Origin of the sequence: Achromobacter sp. Root83 (assembly GCF_001428845.1) — a bacterium.
In the GTDB taxonomy this organism is placed as follows: Bacteria; Pseudomonadota; Gammaproteobacteria; order Burkholderiales; family Burkholderiaceae_B; genus Achromobacter.
In genome coordinates, this window is sequence record NZ_LMIU01000006.1 from 159,469 (window position 1) to 177,203 (window position 17,735).

Annotated in this window: 17 protein-coding genes; 9 read left to right on the plus strand and 8 right to left on the minus strand. The window is 67.9% G+C overall.

Translation table 11 applies throughout. The annotated features are described in order from the left end of the window. Positions 1-59: 59 nt before the first annotated feature. On the plus strand, positions 60-362 hold the full coding sequence (locus ASE30_RS08980) for a DNA-binding transcriptional regulator (protein ID WP_057283948.1): 303 nt from the start codon (positions 60-62) through the stop codon (positions 360-362). 4 nt (positions 363-366) lie between these two features. Here ASE30_RS08980 and fetB read toward each other — a convergent pair whose 3' ends face one another. The 5 genes from fetB to ASE30_RS09005 all read right to left on the minus strand — a co-directional run bounded on the left by fetB (position 367) and on the right by ASE30_RS09005 (position 4,279). Beyond that, positions 367-1,182 (minus strand): iron export ABC transporter permease subunit FetB, encoded by an 816-nt coding sequence (gene fetB, locus ASE30_RS08985; RefSeq protein ID WP_057283949.1) that lies wholly within the window; start codon positions 1,180-1,182, stop codon positions 367-369. Next, positions 1,173-1,814 (minus strand): ATP-binding cassette domain-containing protein, encoded by a 642-nt coding sequence (locus ASE30_RS08990; protein WP_082601528.1) that lies wholly within the window; start codon positions 1,812-1,814, stop codon positions 1,173-1,175. The genes fetB and ASE30_RS08990 overlap by 10 nt, the downstream gene beginning before the upstream one ends. Positions 1,815-1,911: 97 nt before the next feature. After that, complete coding sequence (locus ASE30_RS08995) at positions 1,912-2,664, minus strand: amino acid ABC transporter ATP-binding protein (protein ID WP_057284007.1); 753 nt, start codon at positions 2,662-2,664, stop codon at positions 1,912-1,914. Positions 2,665-2,704: 40 nt separating this feature from the next. Next, complete coding sequence (locus tag ASE30_RS09000) at positions 2,705-3,358, minus strand: amino acid ABC transporter permease (protein WP_057283950.1); 654 nt, start codon at positions 3,356-3,358, stop codon at positions 2,705-2,707. A gap of 129 nt (positions 3,359-3,487) precedes the next feature. Continuing rightward, positions 3,488-4,279 (minus strand): amino acid ABC transporter substrate-binding protein, encoded by a 792-nt coding sequence (locus ASE30_RS09005; RefSeq protein ID WP_057283951.1) that lies wholly within the window; start codon positions 4,277-4,279, stop codon positions 3,488-3,490. A 223-nt stretch (positions 4,280-4,502) separates the two neighbouring features. Between ASE30_RS09005 and ASE30_RS09010 the strand changes: the two genes are divergently transcribed. After that, positions 4,503-5,381, plus strand: coding sequence for a TlpA disulfide reductase family protein (locus tag ASE30_RS09010; protein ID WP_057283952.1), 879 nt, complete (start codon positions 4,503-4,505; stop codon positions 5,379-5,381). 38 nt (positions 5,382-5,419) lie between these two features. On the opposite strand, the gene argC is transcribed toward ASE30_RS09010, so the two are convergent. After that, a complete protein-coding gene (gene argC / locus ASE30_RS09015; protein WP_057283953.1) occupies positions 5,420-6,352 on the minus strand; it encodes an N-acetyl-gamma-glutamyl-phosphate reductase in 933 nt (310 codons plus the stop codon). Between the two features lie 185 nt (positions 6,353-6,537). Between argC and ASE30_RS09020 the strand changes: the two genes are divergently transcribed. Beyond that, positions 6,538-7,446, plus strand: a complete 909-nt coding sequence (locus ASE30_RS09020) for a LysR family transcriptional regulator (protein ID WP_057283954.1) — start codon at positions 6,538-6,540, stop codon at positions 7,444-7,446. A 71-nt stretch (positions 7,447-7,517) separates the two neighbouring features. Here ASE30_RS09020 and ASE30_RS09025 read toward each other — a convergent pair whose 3' ends face one another. Continuing rightward, positions 7,518-9,305 (minus strand): chloride channel protein, encoded by a 1,788-nt coding sequence (locus ASE30_RS09025; protein ID WP_057283955.1) that lies wholly within the window; start codon positions 9,303-9,305, stop codon positions 7,518-7,520. Positions 9,306-9,389: 84 nt separating this feature from the next. Here ASE30_RS09025 and ASE30_RS09030 point away from each other — a divergent pair, with 84 nt between their 5' ends. From ASE30_RS09030 to ASE30_RS09050, 5 genes are all read left to right on the plus strand, one after another. Beyond that, entirely contained in the window at positions 9,390-9,842 is a 453-nt protein-coding gene (locus ASE30_RS09030) for a MarR family winged helix-turn-helix transcriptional regulator (RefSeq protein ID WP_057283956.1), read from the plus strand. 132 nt (positions 9,843-9,974) lie between these two features. Next, positions 9,975-11,138 carry an HPP family protein gene (locus ASE30_RS09035; RefSeq protein ID WP_057283957.1) on the plus strand — a complete coding sequence of 388 codons (1,164 nt, stop codon included), beginning with the start codon at positions 9,975-9,977 and terminating at the stop codon, positions 11,136-11,138. Positions 11,139-11,194: 56 nt separating this feature from the next. Next, complete coding sequence (locus ASE30_RS09040) at positions 11,195-12,634, plus strand: sensor histidine kinase (RefSeq protein ID WP_057283958.1); 1,440 nt, start codon at positions 11,195-11,197, stop codon at positions 12,632-12,634. Next, positions 12,631-13,245: a response regulator transcription factor gene (locus tag ASE30_RS09045; RefSeq protein ID WP_057283959.1), complete on the plus strand. Its 615-nt coding sequence runs from the start codon at positions 12,631-12,633 to the stop codon at positions 13,243-13,245. Before ASE30_RS09040 ends, ASE30_RS09045 begins: the two co-directional genes overlap by 4 nt. 113 nt (positions 13,246-13,358) lie before the next feature. After that, a complete protein-coding gene (locus ASE30_RS09050) occupies positions 13,359-13,847 on the plus strand; it encodes a heme-binding protein (protein ID WP_057284008.1) in 489 nt (162 codons plus the stop codon). Between the two features lie 50 nt (positions 13,848-13,897). Here the strand turns inward: ASE30_RS09050 and ASE30_RS09055 are convergent, their stop codons facing one another. After that, on the minus strand, positions 13,898-16,402 hold the full coding sequence (locus ASE30_RS09055) for an autotransporter outer membrane beta-barrel domain-containing protein (protein ID WP_057283960.1): 2,505 nt from the start codon (positions 16,400-16,402) through the stop codon (positions 13,898-13,900). A 585-nt stretch (positions 16,403-16,987) separates the two neighbouring features. Here ASE30_RS09055 and ASE30_RS29745 point away from each other — a divergent pair. After that, the gene (locus tag ASE30_RS29745; protein WP_156407592.1) at positions 16,988-17,620 is read left to right on the plus strand and encodes a hypothetical protein; all 633 of its coding nucleotides are present in this window, start codon (positions 16,988-16,990) and stop codon (positions 17,618-17,620) included. Positions 17,621-17,735: the final 115 nt, after the last annotated feature.

Below are 17,735 nucleotides of genomic sequence, written 5' to 3' on the forward strand. Positions count from 1 at the left end.
GCCTGCATAACGAGCCCTGTCCAACGCTTTGCAGGCAGGCGTGTTACTGGAGGTGCACTGTGAGCAAGATCATTGAATCCTTGCGCGGCGATCTCGCCGCGCTACACAAAGCCGGATCGATAGACAAGATCACGATGCGCGCGTTCGACGCCATCTGTCCGCCCCCGGTGCGGGAATTCAGTCCCGCTGACATCAAGCGGCTACGTGAAGGATTACGATTCAGCCAGCCGGTCTTCGCCCTGCATTTACACACGACGCCATCTACCATCAGAAAATGGGAGCAAGGCGACACCCACCCCACCGGGCCGGCGCTCAAGCTGCTGAACATTCTTGCGGACAAGGGCTTGCAAGCCCTTCTCTGACGCATCAGTTCCGGTTCGCGGCGGTCCCCGGCTTCAAGCGGTCGAGCCGCAGCCTTCCGCGCTCGTCGGTCAGCCGGCGCATGGCGCCGTAGGCCGCGCCCATCGCCGCCATGCCGCTGGCCCCGCACAGCAGGAACATCAGCAGGATCTGGTATTTGGCGGCGTCCACCGGGTCCATGCCCGCGATGATCTGGCCGGTCATGATGCCGGGCAAGGTGATGATGCCGGCCGCCGACATCTGGTTGATGCTGGGCACGATGCCGCGCCGCACGGACTCGCGCAGCAGGGACGAAAACGCCTGATGGACGGTCGCGCCCAGCGCCAGCCGGGCCTCGATCGCCAGCTTTTCCCGCCGGACGCCGGCCAGCATGCCGTCCAGCGCCAGGCTGGCCGCGTTCAGCACGCTGCCCAGCACGATGCCGACCAGCGCGACCGTGTAGCGCGGGTCGTACCAGGGATCCGGGCGCAGCGCCGTGTTCAGGACAAACAGCGCCGTGACCAGGGTGGTGGACGCCACGGCCAACGTGCCGACCCAGCCGTTGCCATGCCCGGTCAGCCGCGCCTTGGGCCGTGCAGCGACTTCGCGCGCCGCCAGCGCCATCATCACGGCCACCACCAGCGCCGTCAGCCAGGGCGCGGCATGCGCGAAAACGACGCGCAGGATCTGGCCGACCAGCAGCAATTGCACCACGGTGCGCACCGCCGCCCACAGTACCTGCCGCTGCAGGTTCAGGCGCAACGCGAAGGAAATCCCCGCGCTCAGCAGCACCAGCAACGACGCGATCACCAGATCCAGCGCCTGCAGCCTGATCACGTCCATAGCGGCTCCAGGTGACCGTGCTCCATGCGCCACGTTCTGCGCGCCAGCCGGGCGGCCTGTTCGGCGCTATGGGTGACCAGCAGAATGGCCGCGCCGGTGGCCAGGACGCGCATCAGCTCCTGCTCCACGAGTCCGGTCGCCGCCTTGTCCAGGGCGGCGGTGGGCTCGTCCAGCAGCAGCACCCGCGGCGCCTGCAGCAAGGCGCGCGCCAGCCCCATGCGCTGGCGCTCGCCGGTGGACAGTTCATGCACCAGGGCATCCAGCTTGGATTCGGCCAGGCCCAGGCGGCCCATGATGTCCAGCGCCGCGGCGCGGTCCGTGTAGTGCGCGGACACATGGTCGTCCCACCAGCCGGCCTCGGCCTGGCAGTAGACGACGCGGCGGCGCCATTCGAAACCGCGCATGGCCGAACGCCTGCGCCCGTCCAGTTCGGCTTCGCCATGGCCGGGATCCAGGTCGGCGATCTGGCGCAGCAGCAGGGATTTGCCCGACCCCGACGCGCCGACGACGGCCGCGCACTCGCCCGCGGCAAGATCCAGGCTGACGGGCGCCAGGCGCTGGCTGTACAGGCCCCGCAGCCTGAGCAGGGGCGCGTCGGTGGAAGCTGGAAGGGGAACTGGCGCGGGAGACATGGGGCAGATCATATAGAAAAGCCCGCGGCAAGGCGGGCTGTCCATCCAGAGAGCAGCCCGCCGCAAGACGGGCCGTCCTTGGGATCCTGCCCCGGAATCAGAGCATGTGCGCCAGGAATTCCCGGCTGCGCACGTGCCGGGGCGCGCTGAAGAAGTCGGCCGACGGCGCTTCCTCGACGATGCGGCCGTCGTCCATGAAGATGACCCGGTGGGCCACTTCGCGCGCGAAGCCCATTTCGTGGGTGACCACCAGCATGGTCATGCGTTCGTCGGCCAACTGCTTCATGGTGCGCAGGACTTCGCCGGTCAGTTCCGGGTCCAGCGCCGAGGTCGGTTCGTCGAACAGCATGATGTCCGGCTCCATGGCCAGCGCGCGGGCAATCGCCACGCGCTGCTTCTGGCCGCCGGACAGGCGCGTGGGATAGTTGTCACGCTTGTTCAGCAGGCCAACCTTGCGCAGCAGCGATTCCGCCTTCGGAATGATCGCGGCGCGCGACATGCCCTTGACGGTGATGGGCGCTTCGATAATGTTCTGCAGCACCGTCATGTGCGGGAACAGATTGAACGACTGGAACACCATGCCCATCTTGCGGCAGATGCGCCGCACGTCGGCGTCGCTGGCGTACTGGCTGCGTCCGCCGGAGACGGCGGCGGCCATGACCTCGCCTTCGATCTCGATGCTGCCTTCGTCGATGGTCTCCAGGTGGTTCAGGCAGCGCAGGAAGGTGCTTTTACCCGAGCCGGACGGACCGATCACCGCCACCACTTCACCCTGCCCCAAGGTCAGCGACACATTGTCCAGCACGCGGTTCGCGCCGAAGGACTTGACGATGTTGCGGGCCTGGATCATCACGGGGCGGCCGGCCTGCCCGGGCTGGCCGGTCGGGGGATTACTGGTCATATTTGGCATAGCGCTTTTCCATGTGCTGGAAGAACCACGTCAGCAGCAGCGTCATCAACAGGTAGAAGGCGGCGGCGACGAGGAACGGCGTGGTCGTGAAGTCGCGCTGCACGATGCCCCGCGCCGTGCGCAGGATATCGTTGAGCGCCAGCACGTAGATGAGCGAGGTGTCCTTGACCAGCGTGATGGTCTCGTTGCTCATGGGCGGCAGCACGCGTTGCACCATCTGCGGCAGCACGATGCGGCGCAGCGTCTGCAGATAGGTCATGCCCAGCACCTTGCTGCCTTCGTACTGGCCGCGGTCCACCGACTGGATGCCGGCGCGGAAGATCTCGGCGAAGTACGCCGCGTAGTTCAGCGCGAAAGCCACCACCGCGGCCGGGAAATCAGGCAGCCGGATGCCGATCACCGGCACGAATGGCAGCGCGAAGTAGATGAACAGCATCTGGAGCATGAGCGGGGTGCCGCGCATCAGCCAGATATAGCCATTGACCAGCCGGCTCAGCAGCGGCCACTTCGAGATCCGCGCAAGGGCCAGCACGAGGCCCAGCGGCACGGCCAGCGCCAGCGTGATGAAGAACAGCGTCAAGGTCACTTTCGCGCCTTGCGCCAATGGCCCCAGAAGGGAGAGTACGTAGTCCATGCAGTGGGTTCGCGCCGCGCGGGCAAGAGGGAATCATGGGCAAGCCCGCCTGGCCTTGCGGCGCCGCGGCGGGCTGCGGGACTGCAACGGGCGCGCGCCCCGGCTGGCGGGCCGCGGGCGCCTGACCGATTACTTGATGATGTTGGCGCCGAACCACTGGGTGGCGATACGGCCGGCGGTGCCGTCCTGCTTCATCGAATCCAGCGTCTTGTCGAGCTTGCCCAGCAGTTCGGTGTCGTCCTTGCGCACGCCCACGCCGTAGTCTTCGGTGCCGAAGTTCTCTTCCAGCACGCGGTATTCGCCCGCGCGCTTGCTGATCAGGTAGCGGCCGACCACTTCGTCGACGACGATGGCGTCCAGGCGGCCCGCGGCCAGGTCCATCAGGGCCGTGACGTTGTCGCCGAACTTCTTCACTTCCTTGATCTGGGCGGCGACCGGGTCCTTGGCGATGGCGTCGGTGGCGCTGCTGCCGTCCTGCGCGCCGATGACCTTGCCGGCCAGGTCGTTCTTGACCTTCACGGGCGACGCATTGCCCACGATGATGATCTGGTGGTTGGCCATGTAAGGCGCGGTGAAGCTGATGTTCTTCTTGCGCTCTTCGGTGATCGTCAGGCCATTCCACAGCACGTCGACGCGCTTGCCGTTGAGTTCGGCTTCCTTGGCGCTCCAGTCGATCGGCTTGAATTCCACCTCGATGCCCAGACGCTTGCTGGCTTCCTTGGCCATGTCGATGTCGAAACCGACGATCTGGTTGCTGGCGTCGCGAAAGCCCATGGGCGGGAAATTATCGTCCAGGCCGACGACGACCTTCTTGGCGGCGGCCGGCGCCTGGGCGCCCGCGGCGGGCGCGTTGTCGCTGGGACCGCAAGCCGTGAGCAGCGTGGTTGCGGACACAAGAAGAACAGCAGTCAGTTTTTTCATCGTTATGGGTGCGCCTGGCGCAGGAATGAAGAATGCCGGGAAGGCTCGGCAACAAGCCGCGAGCCGCTATTTTAGCGTCCCCGCCGCGAAGTGCCGGCGGCGGCGCCCCGGCGCGGCAGGGACCGGGCGGATCGCGCGCCCGGGACCGGCGGACCGGACGGCGCATACCGGGGCGCACAGGCGCGGCATGCTAGGCTTGCCCCCCCGTCCCCGTGGATTCCGCATGAGCCCCGCCATCCGTCTTGGTCCGCTTGTATTCCCCGCAGAGCTCGCGGTGCTGATCGCCGCCGCCGCGATCGGGCTGCTGGCCGGCCGCCTGCTGGACCGCAGGCCCCGGCCGAACCGTCCCGCCGACGTGTCGGCCGTGCTGTGGCGCTCCCTGATCGCGGGCCTGCTGGTCGCGCGCCTGGGCTTTGTCTGGCAGTACCGGGACCTTTACATGCAGGATCCGCTTCAGATCCTTGACCTGCGCGACGGGGGCTGGTCGGGCCTGCCGGGCCTGGCCGCCGCCTGGATCTACGGCGCGGGCGCGATGATCCGGCGCGCCGCGCCCCGGCCCGCGGTGCTGGGCGCCCTGCTCCTGGCCAGCCTGGCCTGGTTCGGCGGCGGGCGTTTGACGGCGCCCGCCAGCGTGCCGCCCCCGGCGCTGGCCACGCTGGCGCTGGAGTCTCTGGACGGAACACCGTCCACGCTGGCGGCCTTTCACGGCAAGCCCACGGTGATCAACCTGTGGGCAAGCTGGTGCCCGCCCTGCCGCCGCGAGATGCCCGCTTTCGCCAGCGCGCAGGCCGCGAACCCGGATGTGAATTTTGTCTTCCTGAACCAGGGCGAAACCGCCCCGGAAATCCGCCAGTATCTGGACCAGCACGCGCCAGCCCTGCGCAATGTCCTGCGCGACCCCGCCAGCGAGGCCTCGCGCAAGATGAGCAACCGGGGCCTGCCCGCCACCCTGTTCCTGGACGCCGGCGGACGTCTGACCGACCTGCGCGTGGGCGAATTGTCCACGGCCACGCTGGCCCAGCGCCTGGAGGCCATCCGGACGGCCCAGGATCGGGATTCCCGGCGCCCGGTTGCCATCCGGACGGAGAAAGACCCGGATTAGCGGACCGCGCGGCCGCCCTCAGGTCATCGCTGCCGTCCTCAGGCCATCGCGGCCAGCATCAGGTCCAGGTTCTGCACCGCCGCGCCGGACGCGCCCTTGCCCAGGTTGTCGAACACCGCCGTCAGCAGCACCTGGCCGTGCTGTTCGTTGCCGTGCACGCCCAAACGCAAATCGTTGGTTCCGTTGAGCGCCTGCGGATCCAGATGCGTCTGCGCCGCCGCCTCGTCGCGCGCCACCACCCGCACATGCGCCGCGCCGGCGTAGTGCCCGGCCAGGCAGTCATGCAGTTGCTGGCTGTCCACGCCCGCCGGCAGCAGGCGCAGGTGCAAGGGCACGGTCAGGACGATGCCCTGGCGGAACGCGCCATACGCGGGCACGAAGACGGGGCGCTGCGTCAGGCCGGCGTGCCGTTCGATCTCTGGCGTGTGCTTGTGCGCCAGGCCCAGTCCATATAGCTGGAATGCCGGCCCCTTGGCGCCTTCCGGGCCTTCGTAGGCATCCACGCTGGCGCGGCCGCCGCCCGAGTAGCCGGACACGGCGTGCACGACCGCAGGATAGTCCGCGGGAACAAGACCCGCCTGGATCAGGGGCCGGAGCAAGGCGATCGCGCCGGTGGGATAGCAACCAGGATTGCTCACGCGCAGCGCCTGGGCGATCCGTTCGGCCTGACCGGCGCTCATCTCGGGAAAACCGTACACCCAGCCCGCGTCCGTGCGGTGGGCGGAACTGGCGTCGACGATGCGGACCTTGGGATTCACGACGGAGGCCGCCGCCTGCCGCGCCGGCTCGTCCGGCAGGCACAGGATCGCGACGTCGCAGGCATTGATGGCCTCGGCGCGGCGCTGCGGATGCTTGCGGTCGGCCTCGGGCAGCGTAAGCAGCCGCAAGTCGCCGCGGCCGTTGAGCCGTTCATGGATCTGCAGGCCGGTGGTGCCCTGGTCGCCGTCGATAAATACAAGGGGTTGGGTCATGACGCTGTCCGCCTAGGTGGGGAGTTTCCTGGTCTTTCAGGAGAGGCCTTCATCATCGATCGGCTCATCAGATAAGAAAAGTCGAATATCATGACCGATCAATTCAGATTTCCTGAATGACAACTCCGGCAGGCAAGGCGCGCCCGCGTGCCTGCCGCGCGGCGCGAGCCCACTCGAGAACACCCATGCGAGAAATCAGTCTGGACCGGCTGCGCACCCTGGTGGCCATCGCCGACCTGGGATCGTTCGCGGATGCCGCGCGCGCCCTGCATCTGGCGCCGCCCACCGTCAGCCTGCACGTGGCGGATCTGGAGTCCCGCGTGGGCGCGCCCTTGCTGATGCGCAAGCGCGGCCAGGTCCGGCCCACCGCCATCGGAGACACCCTGCTGGAACGCGCCCGCCGGCTGCTTGCCGAAGCCGATCAGGCCCTGGACGATGTGCAGCGCCAGGTGCAGGGGCTGGCGGGCCGGGTGCGCTTGGGCGCGTCGACCGGCGCGATCGCGCATCTGCTGCCGCAAGCGCTCGAAACCCTGGGCCGCGACCACCCCGGCATCGACGTGCAGGTGGCGGTGCTGACGTCCCAGGAAACCCTGCTGCGGCTGGCGGACGGATCGCTGGACGTGGGCCTGGTGGCCTTGCCGCAGCCCCCGCTCGATGGCCTTGTGCTGCGCCCCTGGCGCCGGGATCCCGTGATGGCCTTCCTGCCCGCCGGCTGGCAGGCGCCCGCCCGCGTCACCCCCGCCTGGCTCGCCGGCCGGGCGCTGATCCTGAACGACGCCAGCACGCGCCTGTCACGCCTGACGGGCGAATGGTTCGCGGCCGCCGGGCTGAACCCGCGCGCCCGCATCCAGCTCAACTACAACGATGCGATCAAGAGCCTGGTGGCAGCGGGCTATGGCGCCACCTTGCTGCCGCACGAGGCCACCGCGCCCCAGCCCGACCCGCGCATCGCCATGCGGCCGGTGCGGCCCGCGCTATGGCGTCCGCTGGGCATCGCGCACCGCGCCGGGCAGGTGGAACGCGCCACCCAGCACGTGCTGGACGTCTTGTGGGAACTGCGGGCGGCGGGCGCCGGACGCGCCGCCGCGCCTTAAATGCACGCCACGTTGCACGGAACCCGCGGCCAGTCCTGCACCGCGTTCCAGCCGCAGCCCGCTTTCAAGTGTCAAGCGCGCGTAGACGACGCGCGGCGGAAGAACGCGGTGCGCTGGCTTTCTTCGCGCAGCCGCCGGGCGCGGGACCGGAACAGGTCTTTGCGGCCCACGATGCCCAGCAGGCGGCCGGTGGCGCGGTCCACGATCGGCACCCGGCCCGCACCGGACAAGGCCATACGGTCGGCGATCTGGCTGGCCAGTTCCTCGGGATAGCCCTGCACCAGCTCGCGCCCGGCCAGCGCTTCGGCTAGCGTCCGGTCGTCGTTTTCGCTTTCCAGCGCCCACGCCAGGCTGTCGGCGCGCGTCACTTCGCCCACCACGGCGCCCTGCTCGTCCAGCACGGGATAGCTGGTGTGGACAGGTTGCGCGGTGGTGAAGTGCTCGATGGCCTGCGCCACCGTCAGCGTGGCGGGCAAGGTCTGCACGGGTGTGGTCATCACGTCGGCCACGCGCAGCAGATCGAAGGGGTCCACCCGGTACTCGCGGCTGATATGGTGGCCGCGCCGCGCGATCTTTTCGGTCAGGATCGACCGTTTCAGAAGCAGCACCGTGACGCCGTAGGCAAACACGCAGGCCGACAGCACCGGCAGCAGCGCGCCGATATTGCCCGTCAGCTCCACCGCGAACAGGGTCGCGGTCAGCGGCGCCCGCATCGTGCCCCCCATCATCGCGGCCATGCCCAACAGGGCCCAGAAGCCCGGATCCGCCTGCGGCAGCCAGGGCGAGGCCAGCGCGCCCAGGGCGCCGCCGAAGATCAGCAAGGGCGCCAGCACGCCGCCCGACGTGCCCGAACCCAGCGCGATCGACCAGATGGCCACCTTGACCACCAACAGCACCAGCACCGCCTGGAAGGCCATGTCGCCCGCCAGCAGATGCCGGATGTTGTCATAGCCCACGCCCAGCGCGGCGGGTTCGATCAGCCCGCCGATGCCGATGGCCAGACCGCCGAAGGCCGGCCACCACATCCAATGGATGGGCAGCTTCTCGAACAGATCCTCGGCGGCATACACCAACGAGGTCAGCACCCCCGACCCCAGTCCCGCCAGCACGCCGATCGCGGCGCACGCCAGCAAGTGCCACGGCGTGAAGGCCAGCGCGCCCGAGTACGCAAAAATGGGGCCCGGCTCCAGCACGTAGGCGCGCGTGGCGGCGGCCACCAGAGCCGCCATCGCCACCGGCAGAAAACTGCGCGGCTTCCATTCGAACAGCAACAGCTCCACCGCCAGCAGCACCGCCGCCAGCGGCGTGCCGAAGATCGCGGTCATGCCGGCGGCGGCGCCCGCCACCAACAACGTCTTGCGTTCGTTGTCGTCCAGGTGAATGGTCTGGGCCAGCAGGGATCCGATCGCGCCGCCCGTCATGATGATGGGTCCTTCCGCGCCAAAGGGGCCGCCGGTGCCGATCGACACGGCCGAAGACACCGGCTTGAGGATCGCCACCTTGGGCTGGATGCGGCTTTTGCCGATCAGGATGGCTTCCATGGCTTCGGGGATGCCGTGGCCGCGAATTTTTTCCGAGCCGTAGCGGGCCATCAACCCGATGATGAGGCAGCCCACAACGGGGATGGCTACGGACCCAAGGCCCAGGCGTCCGGTCGTGATCGGCAGGTCCGCAAAGGAAAACAGGCCGTGGTAGGCCAGGTTGGTGCACAGCGCGATCAGGCGCAGCAGCATCCATGCGGCCGCCACGCTGGCCAGTCCAACGGGTATGGCCAGCGCCATCAGCAGGACGACGCGGCGGTCTGTGGTGAAGTCGCCCAGCCGGTTGACGGCGCGGGCGGAGGAAGAAGTAGGAGGCATGTTCGACGAAAAGGTGGGACTAGGCGCAAGAAGTTTGCGAAATGTCATATATATCGTAGCACGACATATATTAGAATCAGCCGGGTGAATCCGCCCCGCTCCCCTGCCCGCCTGTCTTCCGCCGACTACGAACTGCTTGCCGACTTCCGCTACGCACTGCGCAAGTTCGCGGTGTTCAGCGAAAGCGCGGCCGCCGAACTGGACCTGATGCCGCAGCAGCATCAGGTCTTGCTGGCGATCAAGGGCACCCGCAAATTCACGCCCGGACGGCGCGGCCTGTATGTGGGCGAAATCGCCGAGCGCCTGCTGCTGCGCCCGCACACCGCCGCGGAACTGGTCGGCCGTCTTGCGCGGCTGGACCTCGTCAGCCGCGAGCCCGATCCCGAAGACAGACGCCGGGTGGAAGTCGTGTTGACGCCCAAGGCCGAACGCATGCTGGAAGACCTGTCCGCCTCGCACCTTGAGGAACTGCACGCGATGCGTCCGTTGTTGACGCGCCTGTTGACGCGCCTGGACGGCGACGCTGACGGGGTCTGACCCTGGCGCCACGGATGGCCACGCCGGCGAGGCCTGACCTTCGCGCTATGGCATAAGCTCATACCTCAAAGCAATAAGCCTCGTGATAAATTGTCGTCCCGCGACATATTTCAGAAGCGCGAGGAGACCGTTTTGGGTGTTGCAATAAAGCGCTGGCTGGGGTCGTTCGCGCCAGCGCCGGTGGGCGTCAACGGACGCGAAAAAATCTACGGCGTGCTGGGCGCGCTGGTCGGGCTCTTCTGCACCGAGTGGGTCGGCCGCCATGCGCTGGGAAGCGCCAATCCCTGGTTCGTCGCGCCGATGGGCGCGTCCGCCGTGCTGCTGTTCGCCGCGCCGGCCAGTCCGCTCGCCCAGCCCTGGTCGCTGATGGCGGGCAACATCGTCTCCGCGCTGATCGGCGTTTTCTGCGCCCAGTTCATTCCCGTGCCCGGCGTTGCCGCGGCCGTGGCCGTGTCGCTGGCGATCGGCGCCATGTTTTCGTTGCGCTGCCTGCATCCGCCCAGCGGCGCGGTCGCGCTGACGGCGGTGCTGGGCGGCCCGTCCGTCGCCAGCCTGGGCTACGGCTTCGCGCTGTGGCCGGTGGCCCTGAACTCCCTCATCCTGCTGTGCATCGCCGTGGTGTTCAACGGCGCGCTCAAGCGCAATTACCCGCGCCGGCACGCCGAACCGGCAGCCGGCCACAGCACGCGCGACCCCGTTCCCAGCGCCCGGCTGGGCTTTTCCCGCGCCGACCTGGACGACGCCCTGAGCCAGCGCGGCGAGCTGCTGGACATCAGCAAGGAAGACCTGGAAGCCATCGTGCTGGACGCCGAGCTGCGCGCCAGCGTGCGCCGCTTTGGCGACGTGCGCTGCGCCGACATCATGTCGCGCGACGTGGTCTCGGTCATGGAAATGGATCCGCTGGACTATGCGGTCCGGCTCTTCGACAAGCACCGGCTGCAGGCGCTGCCCGTGCTGGATTCGGCCGGCCGCTATGCCGGCATGTTGGCCCAGGGCGACGTGCTGGCGCGCAAAAGCCGGCTGACGCCGGTGGCGGCCGGCGGCGAGCCCGCGCCGGACCTGCTGGTGGGCGACTGCATGCGCAGCGAGGTGCCCTTCGCCACGCCGGGCTTGCCCGTCATCGAATTGGCGCGCCCCATGTCGGACAGCCTGCATTGCGTGCCGGTGCTGGACGAGGCCCGCAACCTGCACGGCCTGGTGACGCAATCCGACCTGGTGGCGGCCCTGTACCAGATGGCGGTATCGGCCAATTCGCAGCCCGCGGGCGGCGCCCATCCGCACAAGCTGGCCGCCTGAGCCTCCGTAGCCTTACGGATTCCGGCGCGCGCTTGCCGCAAGGCATAATTTCAGGCGTGAATCCCCTATCGCGCACGCGCGCCCTATTCTGCTGGCTGGTCCTGTTCTTGCTTGGCGCCGTCTGGATCGGCCGGCAGGAATACGTGGACCAGCACGAGCGCTTCTTCCAAAGCACCAGCGTGGCGCAGCGCATGCTGAGCCAGAAGACGGTGCAGCACGAAGCCGTGCTGGCCACATTGGCCGCCCTGTCCCACCCCCCTTCGCCCGAACGCCTGTTCCCCAGTCTTCAGCCGGCGATGCCGCAACTGCTTGGGCTGGGCCATCTGCCCGGCGGCGTCTGGGCCGGCAACGTGGCTGAACCGCAAGGCCTGACAGCTGCCGTCGAGCGCGCGCGCCAGCTTGGCCGGCCCGTGACCCTGCCCCTGGACGCCGCGCACTACTGGCTGGTCGCGCCGTCCGGCTGGAGCCTGCTGCTGGATGCCCGCCAATTGGTGCCGGCCGCGGACTTTCCGCCGGGGCTGGCGAATCTGACCCTGACGGTGGACCGGTCGCCCCTGACGCTGCTGGAAAAGCAGCCCGGCGACGCCGTGCCCGGTTGGACGCTGGCGCTGCAAAAGCCGCTGGGCGCGGCAAGCCAGCCATTTCAAATGCGCAGCACCCGCAAGCTGACGCCGGACGCCTGGCCATGGATGGCGTGGCTGGCATGGGCGGCGGCCAGCGCCCTGCTGGTGGCGGGCGCCGCCGCCTGGCAGCGCTCGCGCGCCGAAGCGCGCCGCCAGCAGGAGCAGGTCCGCCTGGCGGCCATGGCGCGGCTGAGCACCCTGGGCGAAATGGCCGCCGGTATCGCCCATGAGCTCAATCAGCCCCTTACCGCCATCCTGGCCCACACCCGCGCCGCCGAACGGCTGCTGGACGACGACGAAGAGCGGCCCGCGGTGCGCCATGCGCTGCTGGCCAGCGCCGAACAGGCCAAGCGCGCCGCCGACATCATCAGCCGCATGCGGGCGCTGGTCCAACCCAGCTCGCCCGCGCTGCGCGAGGCCCTGGACCCCGACGCGCTGGTGGCGTCGCTGCGCTTCCTGCGCGAACCCGAACTGGCGCGGCAAGGCATACGCCTGTCCTGGCACAACGCCAGTCCCGGCGCGCGCCCGCTGGGCGACCGCGTCGCGCTGGAACAGATCCTGCACAACCTGGTGCAGAACGCGGCGGACGCGCTGGCCGGCGCAGGCGGGAACCGCCACATTTCGCTGGAAGGCCGGGCGGTCGACGGCAACTACCTGTTCAGCGTCAGCGACACCGGACCGGGCATTCCCGCCGATGCCATGCCGCGCCTGTTCGCGCCCTTCTACACCACGCGCGCCCAGGGCATGGGCCTGGGCCTGGCGCTGTGCGACACGCTGGCCGGGTCCATGGACGGCCGCATCGCGGCGCGCAATCTCAGCCCGGCGGGCGCCTGCTTCACCGTAAGCCTGCCCCGCGCCGGCGCCGCCGCATGAACGCGAACGATCATTCCCCGCTGGTCTACCTGGTGGACGACGACGACGCGGTCCGCGACGGCCTGGCGCTGCTGCTGCGCAGCGTCGGCCTGCGCAGCACGGGCTTTGGCGATCCCATGGCGTTCCTGGCGGCGCTGGCGCAACCCTCGATCGGCTGCGTGGTGCTGGACATCCGCATGCCCGGCATCAGCGGACTGGACGTGCTGGCCACGCTGGCCGAACAGTCCGACCTGCCGGTCGTGATGCTGACCGGCCACGCCAACGTCGACCTCTGCCGCCGCGCGTTCAAGGGCGGCGCCATGGAATTCCTGCAAAAGCCGGTGGACGACGATGTGTTCCTGGATGCGGTGCAGGCCGCGGTGCGCACGCACATCGCCAGCCGCGAACGGCTGGCCGTCACGCAGGCGGCGGCCGACCGCCTGGCGCGCCTGTCCGGACGCGAGCACGAGGTCCTGGAACGTATCGTCCAGGGCATGAGCAACAAGGAGATCGCGCGCGAATTCGATCTGTCTCCGCGCACCGTCGAAACCTATCGGGCGAATGTGTTCGCCAAACTGGAAGCCGAGTCGCTGGCGCAGCTCATCCGCCAATACGCGACCCTGCTGGACTGAACCGGCCTCCGTAACGCTACGGAGGCGCGCGCGTAGTCGGGCGTATACCGCGCGGCCGGCCCTTCGGCCACACTGTCTATTCCTATCGCACCATCTCAACAAGGATGCTGAACATGAACAAGATCACGCTCGCCGCCCTGATGTCCACGCTGGCCTTCGCCAGCGCCGCCCACGCCGCCGTGCTGAGCGAAAGCAATCTGTCGATGGCCGACGCGCAAAAGCTCGCCACCGCCACCGTCGCCGCCTGCCAGGCCAAGGGCTACAACGTCAGCGCATCGGTCGTGGACCGCGCCGGCCTGCTCAAGGCCTTCGCGCGGGCCGACAATGCCGGCCCGCACACCATCGAAGCCAGCCGCGCCAAGGCGTTCACCGCCGTGTCGGCCAAGACGCCCACGCTTGCCATGATGGAAAACTCGCAAAAGAATCCGGGCGCGGCCAACCTGACCGACATCCCCGGTTTCCTGCTGCTGGGCGGCGGGGTGCCCGTCAAGGCGGGCAACAGCGTGATCGGCGCCATCGGCGTGGCGGGCGCGCCCGGCGGCAACCTGGACGCCCAGTGCGCCGATGCCGTGCTGGAAGAGAACGCCGCGCTGTTCAAGTAAATCACGCGCGAGCGGCGGCCGGCGCGCGCATCGCGGGCGCCGGCCGTGGCCTAGAACAGCACCTTGATGCCGGCATTGATGTTGTAGCTGCTGGTCTTGGTGCTGCCGATGCCCTGTTCCACGCCGCTCTGGATATTGACGTAGGTGTTCTTCGCGACAAACCTGTCGTACCCGAGTTTCAGGCCGACGCGCGGGCCCGCGAGTTTGTTGTCGTACGTCACGTCTCCCTGCGTGGCCGTCGGGTAGATGCTGGATGAATTGCCTGCGGTGGCCAGAAGGTTCACCGTCGCCCATGCCGTGCTGGCCTGCGCGGTGTCGGGCTCCCAGGTCTTGGAAAGCCGTACGCCCAGTCTGCCGGTCACGCTGTTCACCGCGGGCAGCTTCACCGAGCTCACCGCGTCGTGGCTATCGGAATACTTGATGCGCTGATAGATCAGTTGCGCCTGCGGCTCGATCCGCAGATGGCTTGCATCATCGCCCACGGCGAACGCCTTGCCGGCTTCCGCCGACGCCAATCCGCCCCAACCCGAGGTCTTCAACGACAGGTCGGCCGTGGCGGCGCTGGTCTTGGCGTCATAGCGGCTGGCCTGGGTTACCAGATCCAGATAGCCGCCCTTTCCGTCCAGCACCGTGTAATAGCCGCCGACGCTATACGCCTGCTGCCGGGCGCGGCCCGCGAAGCGGGTGGTTTTCGCGCTTTCCGAATAGTGGTCCACATCGGAGGACATCGTCGCGGCGGACGCGAACACCCCCGCGCTGCGGCGCGACAGTCCCTTGAAGTTCACGTATACATCCGATCCAAGCTGAATACCGCCGAGCTTGGTCTTCGTAGCGATGTCTTCTTCCAGCAGGCCCATATCGTGCCCGCGGTTGCGGCCAAGCTCCGTCAGCGTGCGCGCCCAGGCGTAGGGATAGACCTTGCGCTCCAGTGCTTCGGTGGCGCCCATCCGGTCGTTCAGCGAGCCGGCGCTCAATTCGCCGTAGCGCGAAGCCTGATTGCCCAACTGCGAATAGATGGACACTTCCGGGCGCGCCTCGCTGCGCAGATACCAGTTATTGGGGTTTTGCTGAACGCCTCCGACGACGCGGCCGCCATGCTGCAATGCGTAGAGAAACGGGCCTCGTCGATTGCCGGACGACGACTGTTCCTGGACAAAGGCATTGTCGGTCAGGTCGCCCGCCTGGACCACCAGCAGGCCGTCGCCCTTCGAAGGATCTCCTCCCACGGACGTGTCCATGCGCAGCGCCAGTGTGGTCGTGCCCGTCGCGCCCTGCTTCAGCACCAGGTGATCGCTGACCCCGTCGTAGGTCGGAATGACGAACAAGGTCACCGCGCCGCCTTCGCCCACGAGACTATCGGCCGTGATGCTTCTGCCGATGGCCTCCCCACGGCCCACGTCGGGTTCCACGAAATTGATGCGGCCGGCAAGCGTCAGCGGACCGACGCTGCTGACGTTATTCCCAACCGAAGGATTCCTGGCATCCGTCATCACGCTCCAGGTGCTGGATGAGTCCACGCGCACGCTGCCTTCGCTGCTTATCCAGCCATGCAACTGCGCATTGCGCAGATCCAGGCTTTCATTGCGGCTGCGCACGATGACCGCCGCGCCCCCCGTGGACCTGGCGCCCAGCGAGGTGCCGTCGATGACGAGGGAACCGCCGTTCAGATAGGTCGTTCCCGTATAGCCCAGCGCTCCCGTCAGCGTGGTCCGGCCAGGCCCCTCCAGCCGAAGATCGCCCGTCCCGTTGATCGCGTTTGCTATCACGAGGTCGTCGGCGCGATTGAACGCCAGCACGCCGTTGTTGATGAAGGCCCCGGGCCCCATCGCGCCGTTGACGCCGCCATCGCCAAGCTGCAGCGTGCCTTCGTCCACCACCGTGACACCCTGGAAGCCGTTATCGCTCAAGATAGTCAGCAGCCCCGCACCGGCCTTCCTGAACACACCACCCGCACCCTCCACGGCCCCGCGGATTGTCGATTGCGCGTCTGCGTCGACGCGTACCCCGCCCGTGCTGGCCACCACCATGTTCCGAAGAATGGCCGCATTATCCAGGACGTGCAGTATCCCGCCGTCCAGCATCAACGCATCTTCCACGCGCCCCAGGCTCTGGTCGCTGCGTATCGCGAGCGCGCCACCCTTGATGGTCCACGGGGTGCTTACCTGCGTCGGCGTATTCACCAATTCCCAGGTGCCATCGGAGGTTTTTTCGAATGACGTGAAGCCCTGATAGAAATCCGTGGTTGCCACGCTGGTTCCGATGGCTCCCAACTTGGAAACGTCGAATGCGATTCTCGCGCCCGTGGCGGCATTGAGCGGGCCAGGCCCGTCCAGCGCCAGCTTGTTGTTGCTGGAACGGGTGGCATCCACCGCGCCCACGATTTCGCTGCCTGCCTGCAGGCGCAGGAGCGAGTGATGGGCGGTTTCCGCGTACATGATGGCCACGGCCTGCGCGGTGCCGACGCCGGGCGCGATTTTTCCCGCGTTGGTGATCTGGGTATAGGCGCCGAGGACGTGCACGCCATAGCCGCCGATGGAGGTGCCGCCCGCGCCCATGGCAGGACCTCCACGGGCTTCCCCGCCCTTGCCGCCCGATCCCCCCGGCGCGCCTCCACCGCCTCCGCCGCCGCCAGTGGCGTACACCTCCGTAGAGTCAGCGTCTGCGCCATTCAAATTGCCAGATGCGCCGACCCGCCCTGCCTGGGCCCCGGCACTGGTTCCTCCTCCTTGGCCGGCCCCGCCTCCGCAGCCATTATCGGCACCCGTTCCGGCAGTGCAACCAAAGGGATCATTGCTCCCACCAGCTCCCCCCGCCCCGCCCCCGTACGAATAGATGAAGGGAGTAGAGCTGCCGTTCTCACCGGCTTGTCCACCCATGCCTCCATCGCCTGCCGGCATTGGGGTTCGTGTGGGCGTAGTGGCAGTGCATGAAATAGTAGTGATGCCACTGTAGCAGTGGTCGATATCGCCGCCTCCACCGCCCCCGCCCCCGGCGCCGCCGACTCCATCGCCGCCACGCCCCCCCGGTGCAGCGTCTAGGCTGAACGCGCTGCCCCCTCCTCCTCCACCGCCTCCGCCCGCGCCGCCTTGCAGAAGCCCCAGGTTCGTCAGCACCGCGCCGTCCGCCTGCAGGCTGACACCATGTCCACCTTGACCGCCGTTTCCTCCCAGCCCGCCGTATCCGTCGAACACATTGGTGCCACTGCCACGCAAGCCATTACCGCCGCCCCCACCACCACCGCCGCCACCGCCACCGCCCGCCCCGCCGCTCAGGCGTTCCGTATTCACAAACGGCGTGGTGTCCCACACGACAACGGCGACCTCGCCATCGCCGCCGTCTCCACCGGCCATGCCGGGCGCGCCGCCCAGTCCGGCCGTGCCGCTGTTTCCGATAATGTCGCCCAGCGCCATGGCGGGCAGGAATATCATCAGTCCGGCAAGAAAAAACACCGTCGCCGGTGTTTTCGATTTACCCCGAAAATCGCATTTGGATCGCACGTAGCCACCTTACATAAATTCAGCGATATAGACGCCCGCGGACCCACGCGGCGCGAATCAATGGAATCGCGCGCTGCTTTATTCAGTGGGATACCGAGGCCTATGGACGCTCTCGTTAGCGTGGTTATGCTAGGTGGCCGCGTCGCCGGCGTATTGAGCAATAACACTCAAAATCGCGCGATGGATAATGCCGCGCAAAATCTGAACGAATCCAATGCAGGCGCACGCGGGCGGCTACCGGCGGCGGCATTGCTGGGAAATTTTCGCGTTTTCTGAAGGGGATCATTTCCCCGCGGAGCCGCAGGGCAAGCGCTGGAGATCTTGAATCTCGGCGGCGGAGATTGCCACGGAAGCGAGCGGAGCGGAACGCGTGACGGAATACCTGGCGGAC

Excerpts from the sequence above, each read along its gene's own strand:
- fetB (WP_057283949.1), bottom strand. The coding sequence starts at position 1,182 with ATGGACGTGATCAGGCTGCAGGCGCTGGATCTGGTGATCGCGTCGTTG.
- ASE30_RS08990 (WP_082601528.1), bottom strand. The coding sequence starts at position 1,814 with ATGTCTCCCGCGCCAGTTCCCCTTCCAGCTTCCACCGACGCGCCCCTG.
- ASE30_RS08995 (WP_057284007.1), bottom strand. The coding sequence starts at position 2,664 with ATGATCCAGGCCCGCAACATCGTCAAGTCCTTCGGCGCGAACCGCGTG.
- ASE30_RS09000 (WP_057283950.1), bottom strand. The coding sequence starts at position 3,358 with ATGGACTACGTACTCTCCCTTCTGGGGCCATTGGCGCAAGGCGCGAAA.
- ASE30_RS09005 (WP_057283951.1), bottom strand. The coding sequence starts at position 4,279 with ATGAAAAAACTGACTGCTGTTCTTCTTGTGTCCGCAACCACGCTGCTC.
- ASE30_RS09010 (WP_057283952.1), top strand. The coding sequence starts at position 4,503 with ATGAGCCCCGCCATCCGTCTTGGTCCGCTTGTATTCCCCGCAGAGCTC.
- argC (WP_057283953.1), bottom strand. The coding sequence starts at position 6,352 with ATGACCCAACCCCTTGTATTTATCGACGGCGACCAGGGCACCACCGGC.
- ASE30_RS09020 (WP_057283954.1), top strand. The coding sequence starts at position 6,538 with ATGCGAGAAATCAGTCTGGACCGGCTGCGCACCCTGGTGGCCATCGCC.
- ASE30_RS09025 (WP_057283955.1), bottom strand. The coding sequence starts at position 9,305 with ATGCCTCCTACTTCTTCCTCCGCCCGCGCCGTCAACCGGCTGGGCGAC.
- ASE30_RS09045 (WP_057283959.1), top strand. The coding sequence starts at position 12,631 with ATGAACGCGAACGATCATTCCCCGCTGGTCTACCTGGTGGACGACGAC.
- ASE30_RS09050 (WP_057284008.1), top strand. The coding sequence starts at position 13,359 with ATGAACAAGATCACGCTCGCCGCCCTGATGTCCACGCTGGCCTTCGCC.
- ASE30_RS09055 (WP_057283960.1), bottom strand. The coding sequence starts at position 16,402 with ATGGGCGCGGGCGGCACCTCCATCGGCGGCTATGGCGTGCACGTCCTC.
- ASE30_RS29745 (WP_156407592.1), top strand. The coding sequence starts at position 16,988 with ATGTCCACCTTGACCGCCGTTTCCTCCCAGCCCGCCGTATCCGTCGAA.